Annotated in this window: 20 protein-coding genes; 11 read left to right on the top strand and 9 right to left on the bottom strand. The window is 41.6% G+C overall.

What is annotated here, in order from left to right; genetic code table 11:
- Window positions 1-2 precede the first annotated feature (2 nt).
- The 5 genes from IEZ33_RS05655 to IEZ33_RS05635 all read left to right on the top strand — a co-directional run bounded on the left by IEZ33_RS05655 (window position 3) and on the right by IEZ33_RS05635 (window position 8,289).
- On the top strand, window positions 3-4,217 hold the full coding sequence (locus tag IEZ33_RS05655; protein WP_191602722.1) for a protein kinase domain-containing protein: 4,215 nt from the start codon (window positions 3-5) through the stop codon (window positions 4,215-4,217).
- A 19-nt stretch (window positions 4,218-4,236) separates the two neighbouring features.
- The gene (locus IEZ33_RS05650; protein ID WP_191602721.1) at window positions 4,237-5,022 is read left to right on the top strand and encodes a hypothetical protein; all 786 of its coding nucleotides are present in this window, start codon (window positions 4,237-4,239) and stop codon (window positions 5,020-5,022) included.
- A gap of 432 nt (window positions 5,023-5,454) precedes the next feature.
- On the top strand, window positions 5,455-5,724 hold the full coding sequence (locus IEZ33_RS05645) for a hypothetical protein (protein ID WP_191602720.1): 270 nt from the start codon (window positions 5,455-5,457) through the stop codon (window positions 5,722-5,724).
- Window positions 5,725-5,884: 160 nt separating this feature from the next.
- Window positions 5,885-7,165 (top strand): YcaO-like family protein, encoded by a 1,281-nt coding sequence (locus IEZ33_RS05640; RefSeq protein WP_191602719.1) that lies wholly within the window; start codon window positions 5,885-5,887, stop codon window positions 7,163-7,165.
- Window positions 7,162-8,289 carry a TfuA-like protein gene (locus IEZ33_RS05635; protein ID WP_191602718.1) on the top strand — a complete coding sequence of 376 codons (1,128 nt, stop codon included), beginning with the start codon at window positions 7,162-7,164 and terminating at the stop codon, window positions 8,287-8,289. Before IEZ33_RS05640 ends, IEZ33_RS05635 begins: the two co-directional genes overlap by 4 nt.
- Window positions 8,290-8,347: 58 nt before the next feature.
- Here the strand turns inward: IEZ33_RS05635 and IEZ33_RS05630 are convergent, their stop codons facing one another.
- Both IEZ33_RS05630 and IEZ33_RS05625 read right to left on the bottom strand, forming a co-directional pair.
- Window positions 8,348-9,472 carry a tryptophan 7-halogenase gene (locus IEZ33_RS05630; protein WP_191602717.1) on the bottom strand — a complete coding sequence of 375 codons (1,125 nt, stop codon included), beginning with the start codon at window positions 9,470-9,472 and terminating at the stop codon, window positions 8,348-8,350.
- A 1-nt stretch (window position 9,473) separates the two neighbouring features.
- Window positions 9,474-11,465 (bottom strand): LodA/GoxA family CTQ-dependent oxidase, encoded by a 1,992-nt coding sequence (locus tag IEZ33_RS05625; protein WP_191602716.1) that lies wholly within the window; start codon window positions 11,463-11,465, stop codon window positions 9,474-9,476.
- 409 nt (window positions 11,466-11,874) lie between these two features.
- Between IEZ33_RS05625 and IEZ33_RS05620 the strand changes: the two genes are divergently transcribed.
- Complete coding sequence (locus IEZ33_RS05620) at window positions 11,875-13,080, top strand: hypothetical protein (protein ID WP_191602715.1); 1,206 nt, start codon at window positions 11,875-11,877, stop codon at window positions 13,078-13,080.
- A gap of 54 nt (window positions 13,081-13,134) precedes the next feature.
- Here the strand turns inward: IEZ33_RS05620 and IEZ33_RS05615 are convergent, their stop codons facing one another.
- A complete protein-coding gene (locus tag IEZ33_RS05615) occupies window positions 13,135-13,554 on the bottom strand; it encodes an Lrp/AsnC family transcriptional regulator (protein ID WP_191602714.1) in 420 nt (139 codons plus the stop codon).
- Window positions 13,555-13,759: 205 nt separating this feature from the next.
- Here IEZ33_RS05615 and lysA point away from each other — a divergent pair, with 205 nt between their 5' ends.
- The gene (gene lysA / locus IEZ33_RS05610; RefSeq protein WP_191602713.1) at window positions 13,760-15,046 is read left to right on the top strand and encodes a diaminopimelate decarboxylase; all 1,287 of its coding nucleotides are present in this window, start codon (window positions 13,760-13,762) and stop codon (window positions 15,044-15,046) included.
- A 453-nt stretch (window positions 15,047-15,499) separates the two neighbouring features.
- Window positions 15,500-16,432, top strand: a complete 933-nt coding sequence (locus IEZ33_RS05605; protein WP_191602712.1) for an AEC family transporter — start codon at window positions 15,500-15,502, stop codon at window positions 16,430-16,432.
- A gap of 36 nt (window positions 16,433-16,468) precedes the next feature.
- Here the strand turns inward: IEZ33_RS05605 and IEZ33_RS05600 are convergent, their stop codons facing one another.
- The 5 genes from IEZ33_RS05600 to IEZ33_RS05580 form a co-directional block, all read right to left on the bottom strand.
- The gene (locus IEZ33_RS05600) at window positions 16,469-18,610 is read right to left on the bottom strand and encodes a methyl-accepting chemotaxis protein (RefSeq protein WP_191602711.1); all 2,142 of its coding nucleotides are present in this window, start codon (window positions 18,608-18,610) and stop codon (window positions 16,469-16,471) included.
- A 391-nt stretch (window positions 18,611-19,001) separates the two neighbouring features.
- Complete coding sequence (locus tag IEZ33_RS05595) at window positions 19,002-20,297, bottom strand: TRAP transporter large permease (RefSeq protein WP_191602710.1); 1,296 nt, start codon at window positions 20,295-20,297, stop codon at window positions 19,002-19,004.
- A complete protein-coding gene (locus IEZ33_RS05590; RefSeq protein ID WP_191602709.1) occupies window positions 20,294-20,791 on the bottom strand; it encodes a TRAP transporter small permease in 498 nt (165 codons plus the stop codon). Before IEZ33_RS05590 ends, IEZ33_RS05595 begins: the two co-directional genes overlap by 4 nt.
- A gap of 12 nt (window positions 20,792-20,803) precedes the next feature.
- Entirely contained in the window at window positions 20,804-21,814 is a 1,011-nt protein-coding gene (locus IEZ33_RS05585; protein WP_191602708.1) for a sialic acid TRAP transporter substrate-binding protein SiaP, read from the bottom strand.
- A 15-nt stretch (window positions 21,815-21,829) separates the two neighbouring features.
- Entirely contained in the window at window positions 21,830-22,426 is a 597-nt protein-coding gene (locus tag IEZ33_RS05580) for a P-loop nucleotide/nucleoside kinase family protein (RefSeq protein ID WP_191602707.1), read from the bottom strand.
- Window positions 22,427-22,626: 200 nt separating this feature from the next.
- Between IEZ33_RS05580 and IEZ33_RS05575 the strand changes: the two genes are divergently transcribed.
- The gene (locus IEZ33_RS05575) at window positions 22,627-23,415 is read left to right on the top strand and encodes an IclR family transcriptional regulator (RefSeq protein ID WP_191602706.1); all 789 of its coding nucleotides are present in this window, start codon (window positions 22,627-22,629) and stop codon (window positions 23,413-23,415) included.
- Window positions 23,416-23,450: 35 nt separating this feature from the next.
- On the top strand, window positions 23,451-24,101 hold the full coding sequence (locus IEZ33_RS05570; RefSeq protein ID WP_191602705.1) for a bifunctional 4-hydroxy-2-oxoglutarate aldolase/2-dehydro-3-deoxy-phosphogluconate aldolase: 651 nt from the start codon (window positions 23,451-23,453) through the stop codon (window positions 24,099-24,101).
- A 105-nt stretch (window positions 24,102-24,206) separates the two neighbouring features.
- On the opposite strand, the gene IEZ33_RS05565 is transcribed toward IEZ33_RS05570, so the two are convergent.
- Complete coding sequence (locus tag IEZ33_RS05565; RefSeq protein ID WP_191602704.1) at window positions 24,207-25,118, bottom strand: LysR family transcriptional regulator; 912 nt, start codon at window positions 25,116-25,118, stop codon at window positions 24,207-24,209.
- Window positions 25,119-25,247: 129 nt separating this feature from the next.
- On the opposite strand from IEZ33_RS05565, the gene IEZ33_RS05560 reads away from it, so the two are divergent.
- Window positions 25,248-25,610 (top strand): DoxX family protein, encoded by a 363-nt coding sequence (locus IEZ33_RS05560; protein WP_191602703.1) that lies wholly within the window; start codon window positions 25,248-25,250, stop codon window positions 25,608-25,610.
- The last annotated feature ends 53 nt before the right edge of the window (window positions 25,611-25,663 follow it).

Genomic DNA, 25,663 nt, shown 5'->3' with positions numbered 1-25,663 from the left:
CCATGTCAGAACTAACAACACCAGACCATACAAACATTGCTCAACAATTTCAATCAGATGAATATACGTTAGAGCGGCAAATTGGCCAAGGAGGGTTTGGTGTTGTTTATCACGCAACACACCAAAAGACAAATCAAAGTGTCGCCATCAAGTTTCTTCATTTAGAAAAACACGCTGACGACAAGGACAGACAACGTCAAATAGCGCGTTTTGAAAGAGAATGTGATTTTGTTTGCCAACTCTCTCATCCAAATATTGTTCGCTTACTCGATAAGGGCAGCGTTAATAACACCAATGTTTTCAGTGTATTTGAATTCGTTGATGGAACCTCTCTCAACGAATACATAAAACTAAAAGGCGCACTCGATGTTGAAGAAACCTATCACATCATGCTGCAGGTGCTCGATGCGCTGGTTCATGCCCATAAACAAGGCATTATTCATCGAGATATAAAACCATCGAACATTATGCTCTCCTTATCAGGGGTCAAAGCACACGTTAAATTACTCGATTTTGGTATCAGTACGCTCACGCTTGGTCAAAGAGCTGAAGACTACCAAATGTTGACCATGACACAAGAGTCTATTGGTACACCAACCTATTGCTCACCAGAGCAGTTACGCGGCGAGCTGGCCACATTTAGCTCGGACCTCTACTTATGGGGGTTAGTTTTTCTCGAATGTCTAACAGGCGAGCCGGCCATCTACGGCTCCAGTGCGGCTGAAACCTATCACAAACATTTAAGCGATACCGCCGTCCCAATCCCTTCTACTTTATTGTCGCACCCGCTAGGTCACTTGTTACAAACCGTATTGCGCAAAAATGCCAGTGAGCGAGTTAGCAGCGCGGAAGAACTTTACCGCCAGTTAGATCAATTAGTGATCAGCAATCTCGTTGGCTTAATTTTGCCCATCAGCGCAAAAAAACCATCGAGTACATTCGACTCTGAGCATGATAATACCGACGCCACATTGGTTCTTAGAAAAGATGATCCAAGTTTCATTCCAGTGGATACCAGCCAGATCACCGAAAGAAAGCAAATAACGACTCTAGCCCTTAGAATGCGAGTCAAAGGATTAGAAGAAGCGCACTCAAATTTAAGTGTTATTGAAACGTTTTTCCATGCCACTCGTAGTCAATGCATTGATATAGCAAGACGATATGGGGGCTTCCATGTCGGCAACTTAAGTGACATGACATTATTTTATTTTGGACACCCCACAGCCAGCGATCATGATGCCCGCTTAGCCGCACGTACAGCGTTAGACATTATCAGTTTGGCAAACAAGCAACAGCCAATGATGAACGCTCTCCATGGCTGCGCGTTTGAACTGAATATTGGCATCCACAGCGACATGTTATTAAAACGCGGTAGTCAGGTTCCAGATGGGTTTGCGAATCATTGCGCAACGGACTTAGCGTATTTAGGAAACAATAAAAGCATTCTTTGCTCACTGGATACTAAGGCGATTCTAGCGCCCTATTACCAATTTGACGATGCGACAGAAAAACATAAAAAAGCTCAGATACCAAACGTAAAACTCAAAGCCGAACGAATAATCGAGGCCTTTGGCTTTATACGTGGCACTAGAAATTCCAGCGACTTAATTGGCCGCACACAAGAATTAGCGAGTTTACGAAACGCGTTAGCCGAAACCATGGTTCAGGACGATAACGCAGAACACGCCTCAACCGCATGGCCTAAAAAATCCCTTCACCTTTACGGCGAAGCCGGTATTGGTAAGTCTCGTTTAATTCATGAATTTAGACGCTTAGAGTCTTCTCGTTCTCAGACCATTTTTCAATCTTTACCGGAATACATTAATAACGCCTTATACCCAGTCATCTCCCTTGTAAAAAGCTTACTTAACACGGTATTTAATAAAGAAGAAAAGCAAGGTGTTCAGCTGGAATCGCTGATTAATAAAGGGACGTTTATTGGCAGCCAATCTGACATAACGACCATATTAGCGGCGTGGCTAAGCATTGACGACCTTGAGACACTGAAGCTATCAACACTGGATACCAAGGTACAAAAATCACTGCTTTTTGAAGGCCTAGCCTACCTATTATCCATCACGCAGCCGAAAAATAGCCACCATAATGCCCAAAATGCCCTCTATATTTTTGAAGACATACACTGGGCTGACCCGACAACATTAGACTTCATCGCCTATTTGATGGAAGACAATAGCACAACAAGCACCCTCGACACCGATCGCCGTGCGTTCAAACCAGCCATTGTCACCACGTCCCGCCAGACAATTCCTGCTAGGTTACAACACCATCCTATCGACGCACTGCTTCTTGAGCCGCTCACACTAGAGGACACACAAGCCTTTATTTCTGAACTCTTTGACGGGGTGGACGTCTCCACGCAAGTCATGTCTACGTTAATAAGCCGTACCGATGGCATACCACTCTTTATTGAAGAGCTGGTATCCATGTTAAAACGTCAAAACCTGGTGCACGTTTCTACCCAAAATAGCGCTACGGACAATAGCAGGCCAAATAACAGCAACCCGCACAACAAAACCATCGAATTTGTTGATCCTGAACACATTGACAGCATACCGAAAAGTTTACGAGAGTCGATCCAACAAAAAGTTGATGGGCTCATTTACGCAAAAGATACACTGCAACTTGCCGCCACTATCGGGAGACAGTTTGACTACGACAGACTGGTCACGGCCTCTCATTTTAGTGAACTGCAAGTGCAGAATGATTTATCTGAACTGATTGAAAACCAGCTTATTATTCAACAGCGGCATGTGGCCGGTGATCGCTACATTTTTAAGCATGCATTAGTTCGAGATGCCAGTTACGACAGCATTGACAGCCAGTCAAGGCCTGCACTGCATGAGCAAATTGCCGCGGCCATTGTGACCACCGCCGACACCCATGACCGTTTTATCGCCAGTGAATTGGCACAACATTACGAAAAAGCATTGCAACATGCTCAGGCAAGCCATTGGTACTATAAAGCGGCCACCGAAGCCAATTTAACCTTTGCCGTGAATGACGCCATAAACCTTTACCAAAAAGCGTTGCTATCCTATGAAGCAGATGAATCGGCTACGTACGATCGCCCCTTACTGAAAAACATATTAGAAGGGTTGGCCTCTAGCCTAAGTAGAGACGGGCAACATGAAAACGCACGCCGTTATTTCCCTGACCTGATCGGCATGCTTCAAGACGACAAAGACTATGAGCGACAAGCCATTAACCAAATTGCGCTTGGTAAAACATACGAAGTCGTACACCAGCATGACGATGCTTTGTTTCATTATGAAAGTGCCAACGACTCGTTGTTAAAATCCCCCCATTCCGAAACGCCGACCCAATCTTCTTGGTGGAAAGTGTGGCTAGACATACAAAGCGCGGTTCTGTATGTTCATTATTGGTTAGGGAATACAAAATCAATGGAGCCCATTTTATCGGAAGTTGAACCGGTTATTGAAAAAATTGGCGATAATAAGCAAATTGCAAAATATTACGATGATAAATTACACATACAGTTCAGGAAAAAAAGATTTAATTTAGATAGTAATGAAATTAACATTGCAAAAAAAGCAGTAAAATATTCATCGTTATGTGAAGACTCCAGTCTTTATGCGCACTCTCTTTTCGCTTTGGGATTCACATTAACCCGAGCCAAACAATTTAAAGAAGCACCCTCTAAAATTTTGTCAGCATTGAAACTGGCAGAACAGTTTCATGATAAAGTATTACAAACGAGATGCTGTGCCTATCTTGCTGTTAATTATCGCTTAATGAGAGAGTTCGATTCTTCAAAGAAATTTTCTGAACAATCGTTGGCGCTTTCTATAGAAACTAATATGGATGATTATGCTGCCGTTTCCCTAGCCAACATATCTTGGTTTTATTTTTCACAAGGGGACTATAAATCATCTGGAGAGTATTTAAAAAAATCCCTACTGGCATGGAGTAATATTTCTTCTCGCTTTGAGTTCCCATTCCTATGGATATCTCACCTTCATGCAATTTCTTTATGCAATAAAGACCATGAATTTTCAAAGGAAAACTCACCTGAAGTATGTAAAATATCAAACATTTTGCTAGATAATAGACAAGAACCTTTACCTGAAAAAATAAAAGAACTATTAATTAAATTAACCAAAAAAAACACGTCTGATGAGGTGTATTTATTAATAGAAAAACTCACTAAAGCATCATTGCAACACAACTATATCTAATGAAAATAAGGGAAAAACTATGACAAGTTTATATGCTGGGCAAGCAGTTGAATCAATGAATGATATTTATGTTCTACTTTCAGATGGTAGAATTGTTTATTTACCAAGAAAATTATACGCAGAGCCATCTCGTATCATTGAATCGGTTTCGGTTGATGGTGAGTTTGTAAAACGATTTTTTCTTGACGAGAACGGAGTTTACCCTCTTAACTTACTTGGCCCTGCAGTAACAAAAGTACTGCCATGGAATCTTGAAGAAGCTAATGGAGAAATTAAGTCTTTTAAGAGTGACACAGAGTTAGGGACGCCTGCAACAGGCTATTTTATTGACTTGCGTCAACTTGATATGAGCCGATTAAATATGATTAAAGTCTCTGGGGCACACAACTCTGAGGCTGACACACCTATTACTAACCTTAGTCCAGTATCGAACGGTTCACGCCCAATACCAGAAGACAAAAAACACCAACTAAGTGAGGTTCCTGCAGACGATAACTTATATATAGCTTTCTTCCAAGAACCAGATAAAACACATTCGAATACTGAATGCTATAGTTACAGTGTAAGTTACATTTCTGCGTCTGAGTTAGCAGACCATATATTTACTGAAGAAAACAATAAGTCAATAGAGTTTGACACTATGACATACTTGAAGAACTATTACGGAGAAGCTCAAGTACAAGCGGGCTCAATTAATCCAAATGACCTAGGGTCAGACTATTTAGATAATGCTCTTCAACCATCAATTAATGTGGGGGCAATGCCCGTTACATGTTATGTAGCAAACCTTAAAACATTCAAATAATACGCTCTTTGAAGGCCTCTAACCTTTTAGGGGCCTTAACCAGCACTTTTAAAATGTAAATGCAAGAGATTGCAATACACTTAATCAATTTTCATCGCTCCCCTGAGTTTTGTTATTTAGATTATATGAATCATGCAGACAATATCTTTAAGAAACCATTCCTGAGATGTCTGTTCTTTTTTAGAGTACTTAGTGATAATTACTATTTTTTATTACTTGTATCACATGCAAAATTCGCCCGCATGTAAGAACATTCTAATTTATACGGGTCACTAAGTATAAACCCCTTTCCACTCTTGAATTTACAACTTAAATAAGAGAGAGTGTGTTTGTTTCTTAATTTAAATGTTATGACATCGAGTACTTCTCATATTAAAACCTGTATTTATATGGAAAAACACGTTAAGGAAGGTTAACAAAATGGATCACCTCATGACGGAATGCGATAAAGACAGTTATTCTCCCAAAGAATTGGCAAGTTTATACAATTTCCCTAATAATGTAGGCGAAGGGCAGACAATAAGAATTCTGTCTCTTGGAGCTCAATTTAGCCAGAGTGATTTACCGCTTTTTTGTGAAAAATTTAATATACGCCCACCTACTATAAAGACAGTTGGTGAAGAACCAATTTTACCCAGTTCGCTCCAATCTTATGCAAATTATGAAGCCAATCTCGATATGCAATCATTCTCGTGTTTCTAAATAAGCATTTCTATTTTTAAGACTGTATTCGTGCACTCAATAATAGCATCAAAAAAATAATAACGTAGAGATACATTATTAAAATAACTACTTAGGAAAATAGCCGTTAACCATACAGACCGAGGATCTTAATATCCTCTCTATTTTTTGGGACCATGCCATGAAAAGCTATCGTACTGGTACACACCGTACAGTATCTCCTCAAGAGACACTGGATCGAATTTTGCCCCATTTATCGGCCATGGGCATTACTCGCTTAGCCAATGTCACCGGGCTTGACGACATTGGTATTCCTGTTATCACCGCCTGTCGGCCAAACGCCAAAGCGGTTGCCGTTTCTCAAGGAAAAGGCATCTCTTTAGAGGCCGCTAAAGCTTCCGCCGCGATGGAAGCCATAGAGACCTATCATGCCGAACACATAGACTTACCCGTACGTCTAATCAATTATGTTGAATTATCACAGACACATTCAGTAACTGAGTTAGAGCCTTTACCCACTATGGATGTCATTCCATTTGACCCTCATGCACGTCGCTTATGGATAGAGGCGAGCAGAGTGCTGCAATCAAACGAAAAACAGTACGTTCCCTATGATTTAGTCCATTGCGATTTCACACTGCCTCTACCTCAAGGAAGTGGTTGCTTTCAACTCAGCACCAATGGTTTGGCCTCTGGCAATACACGAGAGGAAGCCACCAGTCACGCTTTATGCGAGGTAATCGAACGAGATGCGATGGCACTTTGGTCATTAACACCAAAGAAACGTCAGGACAGACAGAAAGTCGATTTATCAAGTATCAAAGACACAACCATTCTGTCCTTGATTCAGACGATAAGAAACGCAGATGTTATGCTCGGTGTATGGAATATCACGTCTGATCTTAATATACCCACATTTGTTGCTACTATTATTAATAAAAATGAAAGTCAACATCGCCCCCTTTACGCAATGTCAGGCTCTGGTACTCATCTGGATAAACATGTCGCCATTATGCGCGCCATTACCGAAGCGGTACAGACTCGCTTAACCTTAATATCAGGTTCGCGTGATGACGCCAGCCTTAAACAGTATCAATCTCGACAAAATCTCACATATCAAAAAAATATTCGTACTGAGTTAATGGATACACCTTCCTACATAGATTTCAATAACATTTGCAGTTGGGAGCAGGATTCGATTGAAGAAGACTTAGCGGTTTTGATTGATGCATTAGACAGTAAAGGCCTTCCCTGTCCTTTGATGATTGATTTAACCAAGCCTGAGTTCAACATCCCCGTTGTGCGAGTCATCGCCCCAGGCTTAGAAGGCATTCATGATGTGCCGGGGTACGTATTCGGGAAACGCGCACGGGATTTTGCTGAAAAAATAAAACAACAGACCCCAACCGACACATCAAATACGACGGAACAGGCAAACAAACAACAGGAGGCTAACCTATGAGTATTATTGTGTTTGCAGGCCCTTCGATTCGCCAAGAGCAAGTATTGGCGTTTTTACCAAATGCGGACGTTCGTCCACCAGCAAAACAAGGAGACCTTTATCTTGCTACCCGAGATAAACCTCAGGTCATTCTTCTGATTGACGGTTTTTTTGAAAGTGTGCCTGCCGTTTGGCACAAAGAGATTTTATACGCTATGTCTATTGGCATTCACGTATACGGTAGCTCTAGCATGGGCGCGTTAAGAGCTTCAGAATTGCATACTCTTGGCATGGTCGGTGTGGGCCGTATTTTTGAAAATTACGCCAACGGCCAATGGGAAGACGATGACGAAGTTGCGCTGACTCACGGGCCAAAAGAGTTAGGTTATATGGCGGTCTCACGCGCCATGGCCGATTTACGCTATGATCTAACCCGAGCGTGCGAGCACACTATCATCACCTCGTCTCAAGCCCGTTTCCTCACCTCGGCATTAAAAGCGTTATGGTACCCAAACCGTTCTCAACAGGCTCTCTTGCAATTCGCTAAAAACACCTCAACTGAAAACAGTTTGCCGGCAACAGAGGGCTTTTCAAAAGCCCAAGTGGATCGGTTATCGCACTTTTTACAAACGGACAGTCGCTCGCTAAAAACCGACGACGCTATCGAATTACTAGAAAAAGTGTCCACCCTTGATCTGGCGACTTTGCCTGCAAAAAACGTTGCCTATGCCCTGCATGAAAATGACGCTTGGCAAACACTGATTAATGACGTGGCCAGCACTCGGCCAACGCGAATTCAGGTCGATTTGCCAGCACCTCTTGCACCCAATCCTATAACAGAAACCGATTTCTTTGCCGCAAAACTCAGAAGCCGCGCCTTAGAACATGCCGATTCCATAGGCGTTGAGTTTACACCCTGGATAAGACCAGCCTTTCAAAAAGTCGCACAACAATGGGGCTGCCTAGATGACAATGGAGACGTTGCATTCGACAGGGTCAGTGAAAAGCTGCTATCCCTTTCATTAACAACACAACAGTTTGATCAATGGATTGAACGCGAAGCCACCCTATTAGCTTATGCCAACCAGATTGAAGTGAAAACGGAGCATGTACTTGATGAAGGACTGATCAGGCAGCCAGGTTAGCAATAGAGAACCTCTTACAGAGCTCATAACCTGAAGTTCAACTGAAAAAGAGCGATTGTTAAGCGTTTATATTCAGTTGAGCTTGCCAAAAATCCGTTTGGTGATGGCGGTAGGCTTGTTGATAATATTGTTGGCGTTTTTGCTGATATATCGTCGCCACACTCTCTAAGCGACGGCCATACTCCTCCAACGCGTTTTGACGATCTTCTTGCTGCAAGGCTTTACACAACATCCCTGCACTGGCCATGGCGTTATAAATACCTTGAGAAGAGATAGGGTCGAAGCTTATCGCGGCGTCACCACAAGCCGCCCAACCGTCACCATAAGGTGTCATTAAACGACTACTGCGAGCCGTATTGGCTTTTAAAACAAAATCAACAAACTGTGTTAAAGGCAGTCTGTTGGCCATGATGTCGGTTTTCTGTAGCGACTCTAACCATTGATGGGGCTGTTTCATTAAATCAGCGGCTCGGCTTGCACTAGTGTGATAAATCGCCAAAACTTTTTTCGTGGGCAATCGTGCCGCGTACCACCAGCCATCGTCTTGACTTTCTATTAAGGTATTGGTGGTTATTTTCTGATACTGAGCGTCATCTATCGGCATCGCTGCCCAAAGCGCCACCAAAGCCGGGCTTTTTTCCTTGGTTAAAGATAGCCGCTTGGACAGAACACCACTACGACCGCTGGCATCAATAACAAAATTCGTATAGAAAGCATTATTCTGATCGGTCTTAATACACCACTGACCATCGTGCTTATCGATGTTTATTAGACGTTCATAGCAAAGATCAACCGATTGCTCTTGTACTACAAGCCGTAAATCATCTTCAAATTTAACTCTGTCTAAACGCCAATCACCCCCTTGCAAATGATGAATAAAGTCCTGTTGTTCATAGTAATTTGCCCAATTGGATTCACTACCAGCGATAACGTCGTGGTTGGGGTGAGTTAACAAAGGCAGATCCAATTTTTGCAACAATCGATTGGTTGCTGCAGGCATGGATTCACCGACCTTTTCACGGTTATTTTCTGTTAATTTGTTAGCAACTGAATCACTAGAAGAGGGGAAAGGCCGATCGACCAATACCACTTTTTCTCCTGCTCTTGCCATTAATAGCGCGCAGACCAGCCCCGCTGGTCCTCCGCCGATTACGACAACATCGTAGTTCGTCGAGTTTAACATATTATGTTGTTGGCTTACGTTGACGCAAACGAACCGCATCACTCAGCTGCTCTTCACTTGCCCAGCCTGAATTGCGAATCCTCTCCTCACGACTATTAGGTGCCGCTGGCGTCACAGCTTTCAGCATACGAGCCGCGGCGTGTTCTGTGTAGCCATTTTTTTCCACGTACATTGTCGATGGGAAATCAGGGTCATCATCAAGGCCTTTACGCGCTTCAATAATGCCTTGCTGAGCAAACTCAGCGATCATCCTATCCATGACTTGCGCGATGCTTGGTTTACCATCATCAGATTCCAAAGGACGGTCAATAAATCGATTCCAACTTAAGCGCCGATTAAAGGCCGCAATGCGTGTGGCTCTCGACGCGTTAGTATCCATGACAACCTTATAATCGTCTTCTGATAAAATGGTGTTCGGCACTCGTGCTGGCCAGAAACTGGGTTGATACATATCAAAATCTGGATCATAGCCCGCTCGACAATACGCCGTATCGCCCTGCCAAGGCAGCCCCATCCAGCGAGTCAAACCACCAGCCACTTGTGCATACAGAGGCCCATCAATGGCTAAAGCACTTTTTTGAGACAGGCTCTCGCCCCACTGACACGGTGCTTCATTAGATCGACTTTGGCGAATACGAAACGGCGCGGAATACAGTGTTGGGTGACGCATAGGCCAAGTCATTTCACAACCGGGGTGAAAAGCATCCGCTAGACAAAAATGCATCGCCGCTTTATCCAGCATGTCGGGTTGTTCTGTTAATGGAATGTCATCGAGATAATCAGGCTCTTTATAAGAAGGTTCCCAATCATTAATAAACTCGCCATGCGCCCAACGTTGTAAATGCAACTGCTGCAATGAAGGTAAAGCCAACATGGTATTGGGCGATTCTTGAAATAAATCGCCGCCAAAGTCGTCTCCATACAACCATGGCCATAAACGAGGATCATTCATCTCGGTTTGATGCGGACGAAAACTGTTTAAGATAACTCGACGTAATTCATCGTAAGGGTCTAAAGCTGGACTTTCAGGAACCGCCGCAAGCTTGCTCACAAAGCTCGCCTCATTAAAGTTCATCTGGCCACCGCTGCCAAACAAAGTAGCAAAGCCTTTATTGACCCATTGAAGGTTCGACAACCGTTGTAATTGCGGTAACACATCTTTGGTAAAAGACGTTGTTTCTGGAACAGGAAGCCAGCCATTATTGACATACAGATCCATCATTAGATCGTACATTGTACGCCAACTCACGGCATCGGGAGCGTAGTTTGGCGGCGCGCTAATGACCCAAGAGCCCTGGACAGGAATGGCTTTTCCATCAAGCATAACCTCGGCATTAACCGGCCCATCAGCCATGTCATCATACCAATCGGCAGCGTTATTAAATGAGTCGCCATCCGCTGGGTCATAGGGTGGTTTCCCCGAGGGCGATTTGGATACACCATGCCCACCTAAAAACAAAAGACGCCCTTTTTCATCCGTTTGCAATTCGCCCAAATACACACTTTCACCTTTAAACGATCCAGTGTTAAATTGATATTCAGCGCCATGAATAGACAGGCCAGAAACAGTAACAGCATCTGGCGCAATGATTAATTGCTCACGTTCTTCGGCCGACTTCATCAATGGATTACGTCGTTTCACAACCAAATCTTTCGACTCTGGGATGTCCATTGCCGTGATAAAATGAAACCAATTGGCCTTTCTATTTGCGACTTGTACCGTCCAGGATAGGGTTGCGTTTTCGTGGGTTAATTCTCGAACCACCTCACCGGCTGCGTTATAGCCATAAAGACGAAAGCGAGCCGCCTGCCGTTTTAATGCACCTTGAGGAGTACGATAGAAGTCATGGCTTTTATTGAGTGGAGCCGTGACTTCTGGACCAATATAGAACTCAGTCTCTGCATTTCCCACTCTTGACACGCCTATGCCGGGGTGAATAGCCGCTCGAACTATACGACTGTCTTGCTCATTGCATTTTGTTGTTTTATCCATAATAACGCCTTTGGTGTTGGAAAAAAGTTGAGCGTTTCATTCATTTAAAATGACCTAAACACAAGGTTAAAAACACCCTCACTTAAAAGCAAACTACCTTCAATGATCATAAAGTTCGATTACAGAGCAGTACATTGCCCTGTGGCATGGCAACATAACAATTTAGTGTAACTTAATGTAATCGTATTTCTGCTACTTTTCTTTAAGATCAACTCTATCGCTAATCGAATAGTTTTCCCCTTTGTATGACTGTTCGATAGCACATTTTTCTTCTGGAAGAAGACGCACCTCTAGCTTCAGCATAATGAAATAGATGGATGTCGATGTATCAAGGAACCATATCACTTGGCAACACTGAGAGATGGTGACGATATATAAAAAAACATCCACCTTATTTTGAGAGATTATTATGTCTATAAATCAAATATTTAATGATGACCAATATGATCTACAGACCATAAATTCACAACTATCACAGTCTATGAGAAAAGGCGCTTTGCCAAAACGCATAAACTTTACCGAGCTAGATGGTTTATGGCACGTTTGTGGCGCTGGAACATTCTTTGATTGGGAACTAATAAGAACGAACAACCCTTCTATTTTCGATTTGAAGCTGCCTTTTAAAGAAGGGGAAATTGTTATTCTAGGTGATACGCCAAAAACGCTTGATATCAGCAAGTGCTCCCTTATCATTCAAATTGATTTGCAACCGCTAGAAAAGGAAGGTATTTCTGATACCTACACGTCATTAAATGCCATGGACCTGATCAACCTGATCCGAGTAGAAGATCCTTCAGGTAATCTGAATCAACACCTGCATTACTTAAGCATGTCTATTTGTGCGTTTCTTAGACAACATAGCCACGCCATTACTCTTTGTATTCAAGCGCTTGGTGGGCTTAACTTACAAACAAACCTAAAATGGCTGATCTCGACTTTTACCTCAGAGCAAAGCCAGTCTAAATTACACTTGAATATGAATAGTTCGACCACACAACCTAATGAGCAAGTATCACACTTTATGAGTGCAGGAAAAAACTCAGGAATATTGATCCGTACTAAATGGTTAATGGAATCCTTAATTCTACCAGTCTTACCGAAATTAATGTCACAAAGCGCTCAAGAAAGTGATTTAAGCCTAAGAGAAAATGAGAGTATAGAAAACACAACACCTATCATAGGTTATCCGATCAAAGTACGTTCAAACATCTATTCCACTTTCTATGAAAAGGTGCAAATAATACCAACAAACGAGGGTATTATTTTGGAGATTACTGGAAAATTAAAGTTAGGACTAAATGCTGAACTTAACTTTTCTATTGATAAACAATTCAAACTGGCAAGCACCTATGGCGATAGCACAATAACTTTAATTCCAGATGGCAAGGCCGTTGTCAAAAGTCAAAAAAATACGCGCTGGTACAATTGCCTAGATTTCAGAAGTGGTGCAAAAGCGGAAAACCTTTTTGATATCATGTTAGAAACCGTTGTGAATTCGCTTGACTACTCTTTCAGAATGCTGAATCAACATATTGAAAAGACACTCCACCTGCCATTGAGCTCGACGACAAGTAACCATTCTGAAAAGAACAGTAACGTTCTCTATACATTTTGACCGGTTAATTGACTGAACCGATTAATGAAACGGATAAAATAACGAGGAAAGGTTTCAAACGATTTTTTCGAATGCTGTTGATGTGACTATTTTCTCTAAGGCCGGCAAACCTGACAGGAGCTGTCTTATTTCACTTAAACGAGACATTGAATTCGCTTCAACAAACAATAGAATATCCGTTGCGCCACTGAGTGCGTGGGCTTGCTTTATCTCCGGAATCGACTGTAATATGGGCTTAATGTCGAGTAGATCAAACGGTCGAAACGTCAATTCAAAATACGCATTTACCATACCAACTTGATGTTCACGCCCTAACTCCACGGTGTAACGGTGAATAATACCTTGTTCTTCAAGTTTACGTATCCGGTCATTCACCGCCGTACGTGAAAGCCCTATTGCATCGCCTATAGCCGCAACAGGTTGGCGTGAGTTTTGTGACAACAGCGTCAAAATGGCCTTATCGAATTTATCCATAACCGTCTCTTTATACTTTAATCATTTATGGGTAAAGCTTAAAGTATCCCTAGATAAACAGATAGTCTTTCTTACCGTCAAATCCAATGTAATTATTCCCTTTTCACTGAATTAACCGACAGTTTAACAGCTACGTCATACTCACTTTGTTTATAGAATATTGAGATAGCTCTGACATTCACTCTCTCTGTAAGGAACACTAGCCATGACGTTTCCCTTTACTAAAAACATTCACTATCAAAACCAATCGCTCTCTATTGAAGGGTGTTCAATAGAAGCGTTAGCTCTTAAAGTAAACACCCCTTTTTACGTCTACTCCCAAGCTCGTTTACTGGACAATATAACCGCGTGCAAAGCGGCGTTTGACGCTCATAATATACAGATCCATTATGCCGTCAAAGCCAACTGTAATCTGCACATTTTGCAGTTGATCGCCAGCCAAGGGATTGGTGTTGATTTAGTCTCGGGTGGCGAGCTTTACAGAGCCACTAAAGCCGGTGTTCAGGCCGAGAAAATGGTTTTTTCTGGGGTTGGTAAAAGCCGATCGGAACTGATTCAAGCGATTAACATGCACATTGGCCAATTTAATGTTGAATCCGCCGAGGAACTGGCATTGCTCGCCACACTAGCTGAAGACACTTCCGATAACACGTCTCGCAAACTTCAAGTCGCTTTACGTGTAAATCCAAATGTTGTGGTTAATACCCATAAAAACATTACCACAGGTCAGAAAGGCAATAAATTTGGTATTGATATGGACCTTGCTTTAACCCTTTTCGAGCATTACGCCAACCACCCTTCCATCGAACTGGTTGGCCTTGCTATGCATATTGGCTCGCAAATTTTTGAGGTCGCACCTTACCGCGAGGCCATCCAAAAATTGCGTCTTTTAGCGACAAAAATTCAGGAAAAAGGAGGAAATGTCTCTGTTTTGGACCTTGGCGGTGGGTTTGGTATTAATTACGGAGAAAATACACCATTAGATTTTGCCACCATTGCCCATGTTATTGCGGAAGAAACCAAAGGCTTTAGAGGAAAAGTGGCCGTTGAACCAGGGCGCTCCTTAGTGGCCGATATCGGCTTGCTGGTCAGTCGTGTTAACTACGTAAAAGAATCACACCCTACGCCCTTTCTCATATTAGATGCGGCCATGAACGATTTAATGAGGCCAGCACTTTATCAAGCCTCCCACCCAATTAAAGAGGTAATACAAAACACAACATCAGCAACACGATCTTATGATATCGTGGGGCCTGTATGTGAAAGTACCGATATTTTTGCCAGCAAGTACCCACTGGACACAAACATCAAAGCCGGTGACTTGGTGACGTTCTTTTGCGCCGGAGCCTATAGCGCGGTTATGAGTAACAGCTACAATAGCCGAGACATTGTGCCTGAAGTGTTCGTAAATGGGCAAAATGCAACGCTGGTACGAGAACGAATAACGCAGGAAGCACTGCTGCAATATGAGGTAAACGCAAAACCGTTATAACAAGTTTGTTGCGGATGTAAATCAAATAATAATCTGAACAGTAGAGACTAGCATTAACCATCTAAAAGACATGGCCAAACCTCAACGTTAACGAGGTCTGGCCACGTCCTATTTTGTGAACCAACCTTCATATTTTATAAACAGCCCCGTTCGATCAAAATAAATTTTTCCTTAGACGTCGCGTGCATACCTTAAGAAAAGGTTTTTTAGTATAATTTGCTCAATCTCTGCTAGAGCACTTTTTAGGTTGGCGTATTATCCATTCATTACGGTTTGCGCATTTTACATTTTAGGAAAAGCGTCATCAGTCTTCGTTTTTAATAGCGACCACACAAACTTTAGTCGTGGCGACAAAGACCGCATTGGTGAGTCAGCGGCAAAAATATTCACTTAAAATCACCCACCTTTAGTGTTTGATATTATTACTTATCTCAGGATTAGGAAATCTACTAAATGGCTATTGTGCTAACGATTACAGCCCCAATTTTCTTTTTGATTTTATTGGGTTTTATTGCCGTTCGATTTTCTTTCATTCCACAGTCTTCATTAATGGGCCTAAGTCGCTTTGTACTTTATCTTGCCTTGCCAGCATTAATTTTTGAAAAGTTATCCAGCATGAAGATCCATGAAGTCATTCATATAGACTATCTGGTCGTTTATGCCTGCGGGGGCTTGTTCACCTTTTTTACCACTGTGGTATTAAGTTGGAAACTACTAAAAAATGACTTAGTTTCTTCTGGCATTCAGGGCGTTGGTGCCTGCATGTCAAACAGCGCGTTTATCGGCTTTCCGGTACTACTGCAATTTTTTGATCAACCGTTAACCCAAGCATTTGTTATGGCATTAATGGTTGAGAACCTCATTTTACTGCCTGTCTGCTTAATTTTTATTGAAACCATGCTGGGTAAAGATAAAAGCAAAGAAGAGAGTCTAGCCATTGTCGTTGGCAGACGCATTGCGACGAACCCGCTGTTAATCGCCCTAATCTGTGGACTGCTTTTTTCAATTTTGAACCTCAGTCCTCCTACCTTTATTAGCCACGGATTGGAACTTTTAGCTGCTGGGGCCGCATCCGCGGCCTTGATTGTGATTGGCGGCTCTTTGGTCGGTGTGTCTATAAAAGGTCATTTAAAACCCATTTTTTTGGTGGCCTTTGCTAAATTAATGATCTTCCCGGCCATAATCGCTTTACTGTTATTGCTCACTCCAACCATGCCACCAGAGTTAAAAGTCGCCATGATTATTTTTGCGGCCATGCCCATGTTTAGCACCTATCCTATTGTTTGTGGCGAATACGGTGCTCGAAGCTTTTGTGCGAGCACCTTATTGGCAACAACCACTTTATCCTTTATAACACTCAGCTTGCTACTGCCTTTTCTGATTTAGGTAGAAGCTCTATGACATTGTTAATAAGATTATTCCTTATTTTGAGGTTACTTGAAATTGGCCAACCAAAGAATTAAGTTTTAGCGCTGATAAACCCACCCTTGATGATCTTCTTTGGAGAGAGTCAATGGAGCGCTTCATCTGTTCCGTTGCCCCCTTCATTTCCGTAGCCGTATTGGTATTTTCTTTATTACTGTTGTTTAGCAATATCATGGCTTCAAATATCGAGTCGACCAATTCATACAAAGTATTGTCTCCTGTATTGGTTTGCTCATTTGCTTGGAGATTTTTGTCTACATTTTCAGCCCCCTTTTCCATAAAACTCACGGCATGCTGTGTTTCCTCTTGAATCCCTTCTAACATGGCTTGAATTTCGGTTGCGGCATCAGCCGTTTTTGAAGCCAAACTTCGAACCTCATCCGCGACAACAGAAAACCCTCGACCATGCTCACCTGCTCTAGCCGCTTCAATAGCGGCATTTAAAGCGAGCAGATTTGTTTGATTCGTAATATCGGAAATCGTCGTAATAATACCCGCTATTTCGTTTGTTTTTTTGTCAAGAGACTTAACCGATTCAGCGGTCGTCCTGACAACATCTCGTATTTCTTGAGTACCTGTTTTGGCTTCTTTTAGACGTGATTTTGTTTCTGACACCACTTGGTCCATAGCTTGTTTAAGAGCATCGGCTGTTTGTGACGCACTATGAACTTCTTCGACTTGCTGCTGAAATGCCTTTAGCATACTTACTACAGTAGACTCTAAATGCAACGACGATTGTCTTACTTCATCATTGGTTCGTGCCATGAATTCATTTGAGTTCTTTACATTCGTACTGGCTGAAATAACTTGACCCATTGTATTATCTAAATTATCAATAAAGCTATTCATCCAGCGCCCCATATCTCCTGTTTCATCGTTAGCGAGATTGCTCTCTAAACGTTGTTTTAAATTCCCTCCTCCTTCTGCAATAGTTTGAATTACCTCGGTCATTTGATCCATACTTCGACTTATTTTTTGAGTACTGAATTTATTAAAAAGTATCCCCGCGAATAAAAGACAAATAAAAGACACAAAACTAACAACACCAGAGGAGAAGTCACTGTACGTTTGCAATATCAAGCTGACGGCAACAGGAAAACTTGCTGCCGCTAAATAGGTTTTCATCAATGTTAAATTAATCGAACGACGTCGATACACTTCTTCCAAATCACCTTCGCACATCATCCCCCAGGTATCATGGCTTCCCTTCAATTGAAACGTCAACCCTTTACCAATAACGGGAATATGACGGTAATCGGAATAACCCGGATAAGTCACAAAAAGATTTTGACCCTTTTTAATGGTTTCTCTGACACCAGGATGCAACTCTTTTGTTGCTGGATCGGTAAATCTAATTTCAAATTCAGTATGTTGCCTTACTTTGACCGTTCCCCAACTCGTGTGCACACCACCTTTTAAATTCTCTCCAAGACTGAATGTATCATCTTCAAAACGCGACCGAGAAAGTGCCACCCCAGGAAGAATTTGGTTATCAAATTCGGACTTCACCATAAATAGATAATTATCACCGGATTCTTTGTAAATATGACCGGCTTCTCTTTGAATAAGATCACCTATCACATCATTTGGAATACGAGCACAAACAGCCCCAACGCTCTTCCCATTTTGCTTGATAGGAAGATAAAACATCAAAGTAACAGCATCATGAAATTTAGAACTACTCGCTCCAATGGTCAGCGTATTAGGGTCAATATAGGGGCCATGAAGGAAACAATCATTCAATCCAGCCGCAACAGCGTCTTCTTTTAGGTCTTTTTTATGAATACGTTCTTTACAAGTAGACACCAAGACCTTCCCTTGGGCATCAATAACAAAGTATTCAGAGACATCCGGTACTATCGCTAAACGCTCATCTAAGGCATCCAATGCAATATTTGGAAAACGGCCTGTAATGATTTCCAGTAATACTTCGAGCTGGGACCATTGGTTATTAACCCATGAGTTCAGTAACTTTACCCTTGCATTGGCAATGCCTTCGAACGTTTTTTCTACATTGTGATACGTATGTTTATTTAAATAACATGACCAAAAAAGTGGTAACTTACCATTGCTTCCAAACCAAGGTAACCAACTACGTTCAGTTTGAGAAAGAGACATCTGACTGCTTTTCAAATTCATACCTATACTCGCTCCATTGCATAAAAGTGTTACTTCGTTGCAGACACTTATTAGAGGGGGGGTGTATAGAAAAGCAAGTTTTTTGCCATTATTGAGTGATTAAAAAAGTTTAGTCTGATGCCCTAACAATGAAGACGAAGACACAAACTTTCGTCTTCATATTTCAAGATTTTTAGTGGATTATAAATAGGAATTATAATATCAATCACAGAAAAGAGTTATTTTGGTGCGCTTGATTTATTTTGTACCAAAAACAAGCGTGTATTAAGTCTTGGGGTATTTTAAATAGGTAACTAAACAATGAAACGATCTTATTGAGTGCGATTGTTAAAACAAAAATTCACCCTTAATTGAGTGATTTTTGTTTTAACATGTCTAATGGATTGATGAGTTAGCCTGCGTAACCAAACAACCTCGGAACAAATAAGATCAAATCAGGGAACAAAGTCATCACCAGTAGAGCACACATAAGTACAGCAATGAAAGGAATAACACCCTTAATGATATCCGCCAATGGAATACGAGTGGTTCCATTAATGACAAACAACAATATGCCATATGGGGGCGTGATCATACCTATCATCAAATTCACTAAGGTCACCACGCCAAAGTAAACCAGATCAACTCCTAGCTCACGACAAGCAGGAATTAATAGAGGCACAATAACCAACACAACGGTCGCCGTATCCAGTAAACACCCCAACAATAGAAACAGTATATTCACAGTGATCATAAATTGCAGTGGCGATAACTCCCATGCAATCAAGGTATTTGCCACCGCTGTCGGAATATTTTCAGTAGACACAATATAATTAAAAATTAATGCGGCACTGATTACTAAACCAACAGACGCGGAAGAAAGTGCACTTTGTCGGAATACCTGTATCAAATCTTTTAGGCTAATGGATCGATAGACAGTCGCAGCCAAAAGTAACGCATACGCGGCCGCTACCGCTGCGGCCTCAGTTGGCGTGGTCACACCACCATAGATACCATACAGTAAAATAGCGGGCATCATCAAAGCAGGAAACGCTTGCCACGTCACTTTTGGTATGTCTTTTGTGGGAATTCGAGGCTCTTTAGGAATATTTAATCTTCGTGCTTGGTAAGCATTAAAAGCCATCAGTACTATCCCCATAAATAAACCTGGAACTAGCCCTGCAATAAAAAGGTAACCAATCGATACATCCGATACTAAAGCATATATTACCATTGGAATAGAAGGTGGGATAATGGGCCCAATCGTTGCCGAAGCGGCTGTAATAGCGGCCGCATAACCAGGCGGATAGCGGTTGCCTTTCACCATCATCTCAATAACCACTTTACCAACACCAGCCGCATCGGCAACAGCCGAGCCTGACATGCCAGAAAAGATCAAACTAGACACCACATTCACATGACCAAGACCACCCCGTAGATGACCTACCATAGCGACACAAAAGTTTAATAACCGTTCAGAAATAGTCCCAGCGTTCATTATATTAGCCGCAACAATAAACAAAGGTACGGCCAATAGAATAAAGCTACCATAAATACCTTGGATAATTTGCTCGCCTGCTAACGCTAAATCCTGACCGCTTGCGGCTAAATAGGCAATCGCACCAATAATCATGGATAACGCAACAGGCGCACCAAAAGCGGCAAGAGTGAAAACAATTAACAGACAAAGGGAGAATTCAAAACTCATGGCGCATTCTCGTCAGAAAAAATGGAATTTAATCGGGGATAGATTTGGGCTAAAGCCGTCCAACTGTAACGCAGCACAATAACGGCCATAAATAACGCATAAATACTAAAGACATAATTCAGACGAATGCGTAAGTTAGCACTTTTCTTAATTTTATAAAAAGTAATGTAATCCAAAGTTGGCAAGAAGGAGTACGCCATACCACCCGCAATAATAAGTGCAGCAATCAAAGCAAAAACCCGCTGAGACTTTCTGGATGAACCAGCATACAATACATCAAATCGAATATGGTCTTTTTCTTTTAGACAAAACGCGCTTGCCCAAAACACCAACCACAGCCATAGAGTAATGCACACTTCTTGAGTCCATGCTAAAGGATAATTTAAAAAGTAACGGCTAAATATCTGGATGATAAAAATAAAAAACATAGCGGCAAGCATGGCGGCCGCTATGTTATCTGCCGTACTTTGTAAAACGCGTAATACTCGTTTCACAGGAAATGGCCTCTAGTTAGTTCCGAGCGCATTGATTTTCTCAAGCATGCCTTCAGGCCAGCTTTTTGATAAATCAGACTGCATATACGCATTTTGTACGTATGAACGGAAGGCTTCAACATTAGGCTCATAGACTTTAAGGCCTTTATCTTTAAAAAATTGCTCTAAGCTGGCTTCAAGGGACAGTTGCTTTTGGCGTGCACTTTCAGCGGCTTTATCAGAGGCCTTCTGTAGACGCTCTTGCTCACTTGGCGAGAACTCATCCCAAGTGGCCTTAGAAATAGTAATGTAGTTAAAATCGACTAAGTGACTGGTCAAAATAATTTGCTTGGTAACTTCATAAAACTTAGCGTCTTTATCGGTTGGAAGTGGGTTGTCCTGCCCATCAATCGCGCCCGTCTGAAGACCGGTATACACTTCACTAAAAGGCATTGGCGTCGCATTAGCACCCAATGAATTGCCTAGAAATTGCCAAGCTTCTGTGCCTGGCATGCGTAATTTGATGCCCTTTAAATCAGCAGGGGTACTTACTTCCCCCTCTGTACGTAAGTTCAACTGACGTCGTCCTAAATACATAACAGAAAGTAATTTAACGCCTAAATCTTCCTCCACTTTTTCTTTTAGCGGTGTCATAAAATCAGCATCAAAAACGCGCTTTTGATGTTCTGCGTCTTGCATCACATATCCAGCAGTGAAAATAGAAAACTCAGGGAAAAATTCAGCCACATTTTGTGCTGAAGATATCGTCATATCCAAGTTACCACGAGCCATAGCTTCAAGTTCGGTTCCTTGCTTGAACAAGGCCGCATTCCAATGGGGCTCGAACGTAGTAAAGTCCTGAATCTCTTTTGCAAAAATTTCAGTCATAGCAACAGCCCGTTGGTCTGTTGGTGAGGTTGCGGCAGAAAGACGTAGCTTTTCTGGGGCAGCAAAAGAAGATTGAGCCAACAAAGCTGAAGCAAGGATAGTCGTTCCAGCAATCCAGCATTTTGTTGATTTCATTTTTGTATTGGGCTTATTCATATTTAGGCTCCATTTTTAATTTTTATTATCTGACTTAAGGGGGTGTTGTCTTATTTGATTAATAAGCTCAACGGTATCCGCACAAGGCGAACTGTTATCAAAAGAAAGACGAGAAACGCCTGTCCAGTGACAAGATTGACGGGTAATACGCTCAGAAAAGCTCTCCCAGTTATCTAATTTCCAAAGGTCGCGCTTTTCACCTCGTTGAATTAAACGCTGTTTTGTTACCTCAAGATTTGCTTTTACTTCAACCACCTGCAAACAAACATCAGTCCAGTTATATTGCTCACATTTTTTCAGTAGATAATCTGGTTGATGAAAAAAGCTGATAAAAGGGGCATCAATAACCACGAATTTACTGGATGTTAAGGTATCATTAGCCACATTAAACAAGGTTTGATACTCAAGTGGCATAATTTGCTCTTTGTAAAGAGCGGAGCTTTCACGGGAATCGGCTGACTCTTCATTACGCGTTAGCAAAAGTCCGGTAAAGCCATTACAAATGATATCTTTGTCTAAATAAGCCGCGCCCAAAGCACTGGCTATTGATCGGGCTACGGTCGACTTACCGGAACCAGGAAAACCGATCACGAAGATAATTGTGTAATTCACATTTTCACCAAAAATTCATATATAAGAACCTCGTTCGCATATATGAACAAGAATTTATTTATTATTTCAGTGAGTATACATACAAACCACAAAAAAAGTAAATTATGTTGTTAATCAAAACAAAATTAAGTAAATTAACAGTCTCGATATTCGCAAACATGAACCAAGTTCTCATATGCGAATTTAAAACGGTGTAAAAAATGGAAAATATCAAGCTAAATAAATCAGCAGAAAGAGTCGTTGATGTATTGTTTTTGCTCTCTAAAAGTGAGAAAGCTCTAACTCTTAATGAAATTTGTAAGGCACTATCTCTTCCTAAAAGCAGTGCTTTTGAGTTATTACAGACCCTAGTGTTTAAAGGGTTCTTAGAGATAGAAGATGCTCGGTTAAAAACCTATAACCTAGGCCTAGGGGCCTTTGAAACAGGTATTTCTTATTTATCAAAAATGAGTGTTTCACAACTTGCCAGACCGCTTTTACAAGAGTTAAACAGGCAAACAGGCAGTACTGTCTTCCTTGGAGTAGAAGACAAAGGAAAGATTGTCTATCTCGATAAAGCAGAAAATTTTTCCGTTGTCAGAGCGACAGCGAAGCTCGGTTCTCGTCGTTTTATGCATACAACGGGGCTTGGTAAAGCGTTATTAGCCGCGCTGGATGACGAAAGAATTCATTACATTCTTGGGAACGATGAACTACTTTCTAAAACCATTCACTCTAAAGTAACAATACAAGATGTGCTGAAAGATATTCAGGAAACTCGTGCTCGTGGTTATTCCATCGATAACAGAGAAGACAATATTGAGACCTACTGTATTGGTTCAGCTATTTACGACCAGTGGTCTCAACCCATTGCCGCGATTAGCGTTGCTAGCATGTATTCCACCATGAACACTGAGCGAGAAAAAACCATCGTCACTTTAGTCCAAGATACCGCTTTAAAACTTTCACAACAATTAGGTTATGGGGGCCGCCAGTTGTATGCAAATTAAGACGATGAAAACTAACCCTTATTAAGGACACAAAAATGTGGAAAAAGCTCGATAACCTAAACAAAATATCAGAAACAGGCATTTTGCTTATCATACGATTAGATGATGAACAGGATGCACTTGCTGTTGCTGAAGCAGCCATTGCTGGCGGAATAAGAGCACTTGAAATTACGCTAAGCGTTCCTAATGCTCTTGGGATTATTTCCACACTGTCTAAAAAATACAGAAACGACGGCATTTTAATTGGCGCAGGTACTGTTTTGGATGCAGAAACAGCAAGGGCCGCCTTGTTAGCCGGAGCAGAATTGTTAGTTAGCCCAAATGTAACAACCAGTATGATTCTGATGGCAAACCGTTATCAAGCGGTTAGCGTTTGTGGGGCGTATACGCCAACCGAAGTGGTTACCGCGCTTGATGCTGGAGCGGATATTGTCAAACTGTTTCCAGCAGACGTTCTTGGGGCTTCCTATGTAAAAACCATACGCGCACCGCTAGAGCAGGCTCCGATAACACCAACCGGTGGTGTCACTCCTGAAAACGTTAAAGAATGGATTGATGCTGGCTGTGTTTCTGTCGGTGTTGGCAGCTTTATAACAAAAGCAGCGAAAGGAAGCGGAGATTATTCGAAAGTAACAGAGGCGGCAAAAACATTCCTAGCGGCCGTTGCTAAAGCACGCCAAGTCTAATTCTCTATAAAGAGCATTAATCAGAGGTAAAACACGCTGCAGTTTAATCACAACATCCTGTTTAAACTGCAGCATCTTAACCTTAAACGGCTTTAGATTTTTATCCTACTCTTCTCTAATCTCACCTAATCCATGATTCAATTGGCTTATTTCATTCCAGAGCCTTGTAGCGACGGGTCCTAAAATTTCGCCTTTTCGTTTCATAACATAACTTTTTATTTTAATTTCTGTTTGACTATCAGACAAGCGGAGCGGAGTTAAGCGCCCATTTCTAATATCGTCTTTTACCATAAAGTACGGCAGTCTACCCCAACCAATGCCACTTAAACACAAAGTTCGCTTACTATGATAATCATTCACATACCATTTTCGTTGTCCTAACTGAACATCCAATTCTACGTCTTTCGTAAAGCTCCCAGAATCTTGCACTATGATTTGATACTCTTCTTTTAATTGGGAGGATTCCATCAAGTTCTGATGTCTCTTTAACATTTTAGGCGCAGCGACATTGATTACGCTCTCGGTATAAATAGGTTGAGTCACTAATTTAAAGGTCTTCAAAAAATTCGCTTCAGCAGCTGAAATAGCCAGTTCCGCTTTTTTGCTAACAATGGCATCTATGCCTCCGGTTAAAAACTCTTGCGTTAAAAGAATTTGAGTATGTGGAAACTCTTGCTGGATATGCTCAAATATCGGTACTAATTTAACCAAATCAAACATGGCGTCTACAGCGATTACAACTTTTGCTTCGTAACCGGTTTTAAAATGATTGGCCATTTGATTGAGTTGATCGCTCTGCTCCAATAGCATAAGCGCTTTCTGGTAAATTAACTCCCCTTGTTGGGTCAGTTTCAACTTGTAACCAGAACGATCGAGTACAGTTACCCCCAACGTACTTTCCAATTGCTGTAATCCTTTACTGATCGCAGGTTGGGTTTTAAAAAGACGATTACTCGCAGCCTGTAATGAGCCCTCTTGTATCACGGCTTTCAACATCTTAAGTTGTTCTAATGTCATAATTTTTTCCGGCTGATTTTTCACCAATACAAGTTAACTAATACTTATACTCTTTATAAAATACAATCAATTTTAATTAAGTCAGCTTATTTTATACTGACAAATATTAAAAAATGAAATGAGTAAGTTATGACAAAATTTAAAAAGTACGGACTTTGGGCCGTCATTGCTATTTCTACCATCGCTTTTATAGCCGCTGGAACGGCCAAATTAATGGGAGTTGAAATGGTACATAAGTCTTTTGCGGTTTTAGGCTTGCCTGTCTTTACGGGTTATCTGGTTGGCGGTTGTGAAATAGCGGGCGCAATAGGCCTTTTCATCAAGAAATTAAGCGCATTAGCCGCAGCGGGATTAGCTTTAATTATGATTGGTGCAATGTATTACCACCTAAAGTTTGATCCACAAGGGTTTATGCCTGCCGCACTGCTCTTCACTTTTTCAGTTATTATTTTCTTGGGGCGTAAAAATGACAGCCTATTATTCAATAAATAATCACGGCCTCCACTTATTAAGCCATCTGAGCGAAAAATAGTGATAAAAGTGAC

Origin of the sequence: Marinomonas algicola (assembly GCF_014805825.1) — a bacterium.
Taxonomy (GTDB): Bacteria; Pseudomonadota; Gammaproteobacteria; order Pseudomonadales; family Marinomonadaceae; genus Marinomonas; species Marinomonas algicola.
The sequence above is the reverse complement of the archived record's forward strand: the minus strand, read 5'-3'. Positions and strand labels throughout refer to the sequence as shown.

Bases quoted from the DNA above. Each gene is read 5' to 3' on its own strand.
- IEZ33_RS05655 (WP_191602722.1), top strand. From the start codon at position 3: ATGTCAGAACTAACAACACCAGACCATACAAACATTGCTCAACAATTT.
- IEZ33_RS05650 (WP_191602721.1), top strand. From the start codon at position 4,237: ATGACAAGTTTATATGCTGGGCAAGCAGTTGAATCAATGAATGATATT.
- IEZ33_RS05645 (WP_191602720.1), top strand. From the start codon at position 5,455: ATGACGGAATGCGATAAAGACAGTTATTCTCCCAAAGAATTGGCAAGT.
- IEZ33_RS05640 (WP_191602719.1), top strand. From the start codon at position 5,885: ATGAAAAGCTATCGTACTGGTACACACCGTACAGTATCTCCTCAAGAG.
- IEZ33_RS05635 (WP_191602718.1), top strand. From the start codon at position 7,162: ATGAGTATTATTGTGTTTGCAGGCCCTTCGATTCGCCAAGAGCAAGTA.
- IEZ33_RS05630 (WP_191602717.1), bottom strand. From the start codon at position 9,472: ATGTTAAACTCGACGAACTACGATGTTGTCGTAATCGGCGGAGGACCA.
- IEZ33_RS05625 (WP_191602716.1), bottom strand. From the start codon at position 11,465: ATGGATAAAACAACAAAATGCAATGAGCAAGACAGTCGTATAGTTCGA.
- IEZ33_RS05620 (WP_191602715.1), top strand. From the start codon at position 11,875: ATGTCTATAAATCAAATATTTAATGATGACCAATATGATCTACAGACC.
- IEZ33_RS05615 (WP_191602714.1), bottom strand. From the start codon at position 13,554: ATGGATAAATTCGATAAGGCCATTTTGACGCTGTTGTCACAAAACTCA.
- lysA (WP_191602713.1), top strand. From the start codon at position 13,760: ATGACGTTTCCCTTTACTAAAAACATTCACTATCAAAACCAATCGCTC.
- IEZ33_RS05605 (WP_191602712.1), top strand. From the start codon at position 15,500: ATGGCTATTGTGCTAACGATTACAGCCCCAATTTTCTTTTTGATTTTA.
- IEZ33_RS05600 (WP_191602711.1), bottom strand. From the start codon at position 18,610: ATGAATTTGAAAAGCAGTCAGATGTCTCTTTCTCAAACTGAACGTAGT.
- IEZ33_RS05595 (WP_191602710.1), bottom strand. From the start codon at position 20,297: ATGAGTTTTGAATTCTCCCTTTGTCTGTTAATTGTTTTCACTCTTGCC.
- IEZ33_RS05585 (WP_191602708.1), bottom strand. From the start codon at position 21,814: ATGAATAAGCCCAATACAAAAATGAAATCAACAAAATGCTGGATTGCT.
- IEZ33_RS05575 (WP_191602706.1), top strand. From the start codon at position 22,627: ATGGAAAATATCAAGCTAAATAAATCAGCAGAAAGAGTCGTTGATGTA.
- IEZ33_RS05570 (WP_191602705.1), top strand. From the start codon at position 23,451: ATGTGGAAAAAGCTCGATAACCTAAACAAAATATCAGAAACAGGCATT.
- IEZ33_RS05565 (WP_191602704.1), bottom strand. From the start codon at position 25,118: ATGACATTAGAACAACTTAAGATGTTGAAAGCCGTGATACAAGAGGGC.
- IEZ33_RS05560 (WP_191602703.1), top strand. From the start codon at position 25,248: ATGACAAAATTTAAAAAGTACGGACTTTGGGCCGTCATTGCTATTTCT.